The organism is Lysinibacillus sp. FJAT-14222 (assembly GCF_001278875.1).
GTDB lineage: Bacteria > Bacillota > Bacilli > Bacillales_A > Planococcaceae > Lysinibacillus > Lysinibacillus agricola.
On the sequence record NZ_LIYL01000032.1, the window covers coordinates 1 to 7345 of the forward strand.

Sequence of the window (7345 nt, forward strand, 5' to 3'; positions counted from 1 at the left end):
ATCGGCGCTAAAGAGCTTAACTTCCGTGTTCGGTATGGGAACGGGTGTGACCTCTTTGCCATCATCACTAGACTATTAACGGCTTTCAATATACATCGTATCTTGAAACCCTTATGTATTTCGTTTTGAAGTTGATTACCTGTCCTTCAAGACAAGAATTATTGTATAACGTTTTCTCAAATTGTGCAATACTTTTTTATAAAAAAAAAGAAATTATTACTTTTTGAAGATATTTTTGTTACGTAAGAGAAATTATCACTCTGCTACTCATTATAACAATTGTTTAATCAAAAGAAAACAATTAATTTATAATGTCAAAACTAAATAAAAAATAAGCTATAATTTATTGCCTTATATTCTATTAATATATTTAATCATAGATTTTTTCTCTTCTTCATCTATTTTATTCAGGTGAAAGATCATTTGCCTTCTTTCACCTGAATAAATTTAACTTCTTTCAGCAAGTGTTCTGGTAGCGACAGCAACACACGACTGAGTGACCTACATCATGCTGTTGCTGTCGCTTCGCTTTCGCACAAAAAACATCTGTTGCTGCCGCTGCGTTAGCACTACGCTTTCGCACAAAAAACATCTGTTGGCCTAAAGCCTCCGGCGGATAGCAGACAGTTCCTTTTGTAATCTGTCTATTTCTTCAAATGTTGTTACTGGACCAAAAGAAATTCTAAAAAATTGGCGAGCTGCTTCCATAGAATAGCCCATTGATAAAATCGCCTTCGTACCAGATTCACTATGAATATCACAGGCACTTCCTGTGGAAATACATATCCCTGCTTCATTTAACTTTAACAAAACGTACTGGCCCTCGATTTTCTCCATCAAAATACCGCAAATATTAGGCAATTGATCCTTACATTCCATGATCCGGCACGTTTCTGGTAAATTTCGCTTCAAATATTCGCGTACTGCTTCAAAATGCTGCCGCTCATAATGATATTCTTCAATCGCTGTTGCAAAGGCGACAATTGCTGGAGTATCTAATGTTCCTCCCCTTAACCCACGCTCATGTGTCACACCTGGTGCTAATGCAGGGACACGGAGCTTTGGATTAATATAGATAGCTCCACACCCTTTTGGCCCACCTATTTTATGAGCTGAAACAGTCATAGCATCCACTTGCTGTTTTAATGGAAGCTTACAAAAAGACTGAACACAATCGACATGCAAGAGGACATTTGATTGTTTTGCAATCTCTGCAATTTTTTCTATAGGTTGAATAGAGCCTATCTCTGAATTTACATGTTGGATAGTGATTAAAGCCGTATCTTCTCGTATTGCTTCTCGTAATTGCTCCACATGAATACAACCATCTTGTTGTAAAGGTAACTTCGTGACTTCAAAGCCCATTTTTTTAAGTGTATTTAATGCTGCATGTACGGATGTGTGTTCAGCTTGTGATGAAATAATGTGCTTCCCTTTATTTGACGCTAAAGCTAATGACAAAATCGCAATTAGATTGCCCTCAGTTCCGCTTCCAGTAAAGATTACACCATCACTGTTTACTCCAAGAGATCTTGCTACAACAGCTCTTGCCTGTTCAACAAAATAATGCGCTTGCCCTCCTAAATCATGTAAGCTTGCACTATTTCCATAATACCGTTCTGCTACCTCACAATATGCTTTAAGAGCTTTTGGAGTCATTGGAGAGGTTGCAGCGTAATCTAGATAAATCATCTTATTCTCCTTTCTAGTTCATCAGGTCTTGTTTTCTTTTTTATTTTATGTAAAGATATGTGTCAAGACAACTGTAAAGAAGGTATAGGTATGGATGTAATGACAGATGTACTTATTATTGGTAGTGGCATCGCTGCACTTCAAGCTGCTCGGCTGCTAGGAGAACATTTTCAAGTACAGATTGTTACAAAGTCATCTGTAAAAATGAGTAGTTCTTATCGTGCTCAAGGCGGGATTGCTGCTGTTACGAGTCAAGAAGATCATCCAAAATTTCACATTGCCGATACATTGACTGCTGGTGAATTTCATCATGAAAGAAGGAATGTTGAAGTACTTATAAAAAACGGCACAGATATTATGCGTGATTTTTTAAAAGAAGGCATCCCAATTGATCGACAAGCTGATGGGTCGCCAGCTCTAGGCTTAGAGGGGGCGCATAGTCATCACCGTATTTTACATGCAGGTGGTGATCGTACTGGTCAAGTAATGATAGATTATTTGCTCGATCAACTTACATCTACTATCGTTGTGAATTACTACGAAATGGCTTACGAGCTTTTATTAAATACAAATGGGGATTGTGTTGGCGTTCTGACAAAAGGAGCAAAGGGAACGAAGCGCTATCTTGCCCACCACATCATTCTCGCAACAGGAGGTGCAGGCGCTCTTTATTCTTGTACGTCCAATTTTGCTACAAATACTGGCGATGGTATCGCTTTGGCCTATCGTGCGGGAGCTGCCATCAGTGATATGGAATTTATGCAATTTCATCCAAGCTTACTTTGGTGTAAAGGCGAGGCTAAAGGTTTAGTCTCTGAGGCTGTGCGTGGCGCCGGAGGAATATTTGTTGATGCACACCGTCATCCCATAATGAAAGGCATACATGAACAGCTGGACCTAGCACCACGCCATGTTACTGCACATGCGTTATTTGATAAACGTGCTGCTGGGCAAGAAACATTTATTGATATTTCAAATATTGAGCACTTTGAAGAAAAATTCCCTACGATTGCTCAGCTTTGCTATGACAATAACGTTAATTTACAAAATGGCTTAATTCCTGTGGCACCTGGTAGCCATTTCTTAATGGGTGGTGTTGTTGCTGATGACAAAGGAAGAACATCTATCTCTAATCTATATGCAATTGGAGAAGTTGCTTGTACTGGGGTGCATGGTGCCAATCGTTTAGCTAGTAACTCTCTTTTAGAAGGCATTACGTTTGGGCAAAGAATGGCCCAATACATTATTCAAACGGGTTGCAAGCAAGAAAATTTCTTGATTGATGACAAACATCACCAACAATCAATGCCGTCATTATTTACAAAAGATCAATTACAACAAACAATGATGCACACATTAGGCATTGTACGAAATCCTATCGATATGCAACAATTCGTACAACAATTGCCGTCATTGCAAATACTTCTTCATGCTGATTTAGATGGGTTGAATCGACAAGAACTTGAACTTTACATGATGCATACTGTCGCAACATTAATGGTACACGCAGCCATTACACGAACAGAAACTCGCGGAGCTCATATTCGCACTGATAAACCACAAAATGATAGACGGTGGGTAAACCGCTGGATCATTTTTCGACAAGGACAGATGAAAGTGAGGAATTCATTGTATGAATATCATCAAACTCGAGGAAATGCTCAAGCAATTTTTCAATGAAGATATAGGAGATGGGGACTTATCGAGTGAATTTATATTTTCTGCCGAACAGCAGGGATCTTTTTCGTTTTATGCGAAAGAAAGTGGCATTTTTTGTGGAGCCCTCATCATTGAGCATGGATTTCTTCTACTTGATCGATCAATGGAAATTATACTTTGTAAAAAAGATGGTGATGAAGTAAATACCGGTGATGTTCTCGCTGTTATTCAAGGTCCTCTTCAAAAGTTATTAATTGGTGAGCGGGTGATTTTGAATGTTATCCAGCGCATGTCTGCTATCGCTACAGCTGCAAATTTAGCGGTGCATGAAACAGCAGGCACTAATGCGAAAATATGCGATACTCGCAAAACAATGCCGGGAATGCGTATGTTGGATAAATATGCTGTTAGAATCGGTGGCGCCTACAACCATCGCAATGGTTTGTACGATGCGATAATGCTAAAGGATAATCATATTGCGTTTGCAGGTAGTATTACTAAGGCAGTACAGGCTGCCCGAGAGAAAATCGGTCACACTATTAAAATTGAAGTGGAAATCGAAACAAAAGCACAGCTAGTTGAAGCAATTACAGCCGGCGCAGACATCATTATGTTTGATAATCGTAGCCCTGAAGAAATACGTGAATGGCTTCCTGCCGTTCCCCCACATATTGCTACAGAAGCTTCAGGAGGCATCACACTGCAAAATTTAAACACCTATGCTAAAACAGGCATTCAATGGATTTCTCTCGGAGCGCTAACACATTCAGTAAAAGCCTTTGATATTAGTGCACTTGTACAAACGAAAGGAGCTAATTCCCTTGTCCATCACTAGTTTATTACAACAAACGTCACTACTACCAGAGCATTATCGTGGATTATCTAAAAATGAAATGGAATCTCGCATTATAGCTATAAAAAAGAGATTAGGTAGTAAACTCTTCATCCCTGGGCATCATTATCAAAAAGATGAAGTGATTCAATTTGCAGATGTAACAGGAGATTCTTTGCAGCTTGCTCAATTATCAGCAGCTAACAAAGAGGCTGAACATATAGTATTTTGTGGAGTACATTTTATGGCAGAAACAGCTGACATGCTTACAACTGAACAGCAGCATGTTTACTTACCTGATATGCGAGCAGGATGTTCAATGGCAGATATGGCAGACATTTATCAAACAGAACAAGCATGGCCGATTTTACAACAGCTTTTTGGCGATACCATTATCCCGCTAACATATGTCAATTCTACTGCTGCCATCAAAGCATTTACGGGAAGACATGGAGGAGCCTGTGTTACATCGTCCAATGCAAAAGAAATGGTTAAATGGGCATTTACACAAAAACAACGTATTTTCTTTTTGCCAGATCAACATTTAGGTAGAAATACTGCGTATGATTTAGGAATACCGCTAGAGAATATGGCAGTCTGGAATCCTCAAACAAATATGCTAGAGACAGATCAGTCCCCAGAAAACATCCAAGTCATCTTATGGAAGGGACACTGCTCTGTGCACGAGGGTTTTACAGTTCAGCATACGGAGTTTGTACGTAAAGCTCATCCAAATATGCACATCATTGTTCATCCTGAATGTAGTCGCGAGGTTGTTGCCGCTGCAGATGATGCAGGTTCTACAAAATACATTATTGATACGATTAATAAGGCACCAAGTGGTTCAGCATGGGCAATCGGCACAGAAATGAATCTCGTTAATCGTATTATTAAGCAGCATCCTGATAAGCAGATTATCTCTTTAAATGAGAACTTCTGTCCTTGTCTTACAATGAATCGAATTGACCTTCCCCATCTACTCTGGTCTTTAGAAAGTATAGAACAGGGGCAACCGCATAATCGCATTCAAGTAGATACTCACACAGCTGAAGAAGCACGTAGCTCACTTGAAAGGATGCTATTAAGAGCTTAAATGGCAAAACGTCTACTCATTTTTGGTAGACGTTTTATTTATTATAATTACTTGAGTCTTCAAACGTGAACATGTTGTGATGTTCAATTTTTAGAGAAAATTATTAGAATCTTAAAAACTATTCTTATACAAAAAAATGCAGTAGATGTATATTACATCTACTGCATTTTAGTATGACCCGTACGGGATTCGAACCCGTGTTACCGCCGTGAAAGGGCGGTGTCTTAACCACTTGACCAACGGGCCAATGGCGGAGAAGGAGGGATTTGAACCCTCGCGCCGGTTACCCGACCTACACCCTTAGCAGGGGCGCCTCTTCAGCCTCTTGAGTACTTCCCCAAATAAAAAATGGCTCCGAAGGCAGGACTCGAACCTGCGACAACCTGATTAACAGTCAGGTGCTACTACCAACTGAGCTACTTCGGAATAATGGTGGGCCTAAATGGACNGACTCGAACCATTCACGCTTATCAGGCGTGCGCTCTAACCAGCTGAGCTATAGGCCCTTGGAGCGGGTGATGAGAATCGAACTCACGACATCAGCTTGGAAGGCTGAGGTTTTACCATTAAACTACACCCGCAAATATGGTGGGTCAGGACGGAATCGAACCGCCGACACTTAGAGCTTCAATCTAATGCTCTACCAACTGAGCTACTGACCCATATTTTTAAAAAATGGCGGTCCCGACCGGGATCGAACCGGCGATCTCCTGCGTGACAGGCAGGCATGTTAACCGCTACACCACGGGACCATTTGGTTGCGGGGGCCGGATTTGAACCAACGACCTTCGGGTTATGAGCCCGACGAGCTACCACTGCTCCACCCCGCGTTAATAAAATATTCTTTTCGAGTTTTTCAAGCACCATTTATAAAGATAAAAACTGGAGGAGGTAGAGGGATTCGAACCCCCGCGCGGTGTTACCCGCCTGTCGGTTTTCAAGACCGATCCCTTCAGCCAGACTTGGGTATACCTCCGTAACAATATATAAATGGTGGACCTTGCAGGACTCGAACCTGCGACCGGACGGTTATGAGCCGTCTGCTCTAACCAACTGAGCTAAAGGTCCTTTAAGATGGCGGCAGAGGGGATCGAACCCCCGACCTTACGGGTATGAACCGTACGCTCTAGCCAGCTGAGCTACGCCGCCAGGATCTTTATACTGGTTATCTTTTATGGTGGAGCCTAGCGGGATCGAACCGCTGACCTCCTGCGTGCAAGGCAGGCGCTCTCCCAGCTGAGCTAAGGCCCCATAAAATGGTCGGAATGACAGGATTCGAACCTACGACCCCTTGGTCCCAAACCAAGTGCTCTACCAAGCTGAGCTACATTCCGATAAATATTAATTTGGCGCGCCCGACAGGAGTCGAACCCATAACCTTCTGATCCGTAGTCAGACGCTCTATCCAATTGAGCTACGGGCGCTAATTATTAAAAGAAAAATGGTGCCGAGGGCCGGAATCGAACCGGCACGGTAGTCACCTACCGCAGGATTTTAAGTCCTGTGCGTCTGCCAGTTCCGCCACCCCGGCACATTTGGAGCGGAAGACGAGGTTCGAACTCGCGACCCCCACCTTGGCAAGGTGGTGTTCTACCACTGAACTACTTCCGCATGTGCATAAGATTTATTTATCCTGGCAATTATGAAATTCTAAAATATGGTGCGGGTGAAGGGAGTCGAACCCCCACGCCNTCCTAAGTCTGTCTGCCAATTCCGCCACACCCGCATATAATTGTTGGCAATTTAAATGGTGAGCCATGAAGGACTCGAACCTTCGACCCTCTGATTAAAAGTCAGATGCTCTACCAACTGAGCTAATGGCTCAAAACTATGGTGCCGGCTATAGGAATCGAACCCACGACCTACTGATTACAAGTCAGTTGCTCTACCTGCTGAGCTAAACCGGCTAATGGTGGAGGATGACGGGCTCGAACCGCCGACCCCCTGCTTGTAAGGCAGGTGCTCTCCCAGCTGAGCTAATCCTCCTGGGTTTTATGCCTAGCGATGTCCTACTCTCACAGGGGGAAGCCCCCAACTACCATCGGCGCTAAAGAGCTTAACTTCCGTGT

General features: G+C 42.4%; 5 protein-coding genes, 19 tRNA genes and 1 rRNA gene. 3 read left to right on the top strand and 22 right to left on the bottom strand.

Annotated elements, in window-relative coordinates:
* The 3 genes from rrf to AN161_RS14425 form a co-directional block, all read right to left on the bottom strand.
* Positions 1-72 (bottom strand): 5S ribosomal RNA (rrf, locus tag AN161_RS14420); the annotation flags it as partial.
* 385 nt (positions 73-457) lie between these two features.
* Positions 458-592 carry a hypothetical protein gene (locus AN161_RS31060; protein WP_277815949.1) on the bottom strand — a complete coding sequence of 45 codons (135 nt, stop codon included), beginning with the start codon at positions 590-592 and terminating at the stop codon, positions 458-460.
* Positions 593-600: 8 nt separating this feature from the next.
* Positions 601-1692, bottom strand: coding sequence for a cysteine desulfurase family protein (locus tag AN161_RS14425; RefSeq protein ID WP_053595062.1), 1092 nt, complete (start codon positions 1690-1692; stop codon positions 601-603).
* Positions 1693-1782: 90 nt separating this feature from the next.
* On the opposite strand from AN161_RS14425, the gene nadB reads away from it, so the two are divergent.
* Genes nadB through nadA form a run of 3 tightly spaced genes read left to right on the top strand, consistent with a single transcriptional unit; the run spans position 1783 to position 5276 of the window.
* A complete protein-coding gene (gene nadB, locus AN161_RS14430) occupies positions 1783-3372 on the top strand; it encodes an L-aspartate oxidase (protein WP_053595063.1) in 1590 nt (529 codons plus the stop codon).
* The gene (gene nadC, locus AN161_RS14435) at positions 3326-4186 is read left to right on the top strand and encodes a carboxylating nicotinate-nucleotide diphosphorylase (protein WP_053595064.1); all 861 of its coding nucleotides are present in this window, start codon (positions 3326-3328) and stop codon (positions 4184-4186) included. The genes nadB and nadC overlap by 47 nt, the downstream gene beginning before the upstream one ends.
* A complete protein-coding gene (gene nadA, locus AN161_RS14440) occupies positions 4173-5276 on the top strand; it encodes a quinolinate synthase NadA (RefSeq protein WP_053595065.1) in 1104 nt (367 codons plus the stop codon). Before nadC ends, nadA begins: the two co-directional genes overlap by 14 nt.
* Positions 5277-5450: 174 nt before the next feature.
* Here the strand turns inward: nadA and AN161_RS14445 are convergent.
* From AN161_RS14445 to AN161_RS14535, 19 genes are all read right to left on the bottom strand, one after another.
* Positions 5451-5522: transfer RNA gene (locus tag AN161_RS14445), tRNA-Glu, on the bottom strand.
* A gap of 2 nt (positions 5523-5524) precedes the next feature.
* A tRNA-Ser gene (locus AN161_RS14450) sits at positions 5525-5615 on the bottom strand.
* A gap of 10 nt (positions 5616-5625) precedes the next feature.
* Positions 5626-5702: transfer RNA gene (locus AN161_RS14455), tRNA-Asn, on the bottom strand.
* A 4-nt stretch (positions 5703-5706) separates the two neighbouring features.
* Positions 5707-5782: transfer RNA gene (locus AN161_RS14460), tRNA-Ile, on the bottom strand.
* Position 5783: 1 nt separating this feature from the next.
* Positions 5784-5857: transfer RNA gene (locus AN161_RS14465), tRNA-Gly, on the bottom strand.
* Positions 5858-5862: 5 nt separating this feature from the next.
* Positions 5863-5938, bottom strand: a tRNA-Phe gene (locus AN161_RS14470).
* A gap of 14 nt (positions 5939-5952) precedes the next feature.
* Positions 5953-6028, bottom strand: a tRNA-Asp gene (locus AN161_RS14475).
* A gap of 3 nt (positions 6029-6031) precedes the next feature.
* A tRNA-Met gene (locus AN161_RS14480) sits at positions 6032-6106 on the bottom strand.
* Between the two features lie 53 nt (positions 6107-6159).
* Positions 6160-6252, bottom strand: a tRNA-Ser gene (locus tag AN161_RS14485).
* Between the two features lie 15 nt (positions 6253-6267).
* Positions 6268-6344 (bottom strand) — tRNA-Ile (locus tag AN161_RS14490).
* 7 nt (positions 6345-6351) lie between these two features.
* Positions 6352-6425: transfer RNA gene (locus AN161_RS14495), tRNA-Met, on the bottom strand.
* A gap of 26 nt (positions 6426-6451) precedes the next feature.
* A tRNA-Ala gene (locus AN161_RS14500) sits at positions 6452-6527 on the bottom strand.
* Between the two features lie 6 nt (positions 6528-6533).
* Positions 6534-6610: transfer RNA gene (locus AN161_RS14505), tRNA-Pro, on the bottom strand.
* A gap of 13 nt (positions 6611-6623) precedes the next feature.
* Positions 6624-6700, bottom strand: a tRNA-Arg gene (locus AN161_RS14510).
* A gap of 18 nt (positions 6701-6718) precedes the next feature.
* Positions 6719-6807 (bottom strand) — tRNA-Leu (locus AN161_RS14515).
* A 5-nt stretch (positions 6808-6812) separates the two neighbouring features.
* Positions 6813-6887, bottom strand: a tRNA-Gly gene (locus AN161_RS14520).
* A 137-nt stretch (positions 6888-7024) separates the two neighbouring features.
* Positions 7025-7100 (bottom strand) — tRNA-Lys (locus tag AN161_RS14525).
* Positions 7101-7107: 7 nt separating this feature from the next.
* A tRNA-Thr gene (locus AN161_RS14530) sits at positions 7108-7183 on the bottom strand.
* A 3-nt stretch (positions 7184-7186) separates the two neighbouring features.
* Positions 7187-7262 (bottom strand) — tRNA-Val (locus AN161_RS14535).
* Between the last annotated feature and the right edge of the window lie 83 nt (positions 7263-7345).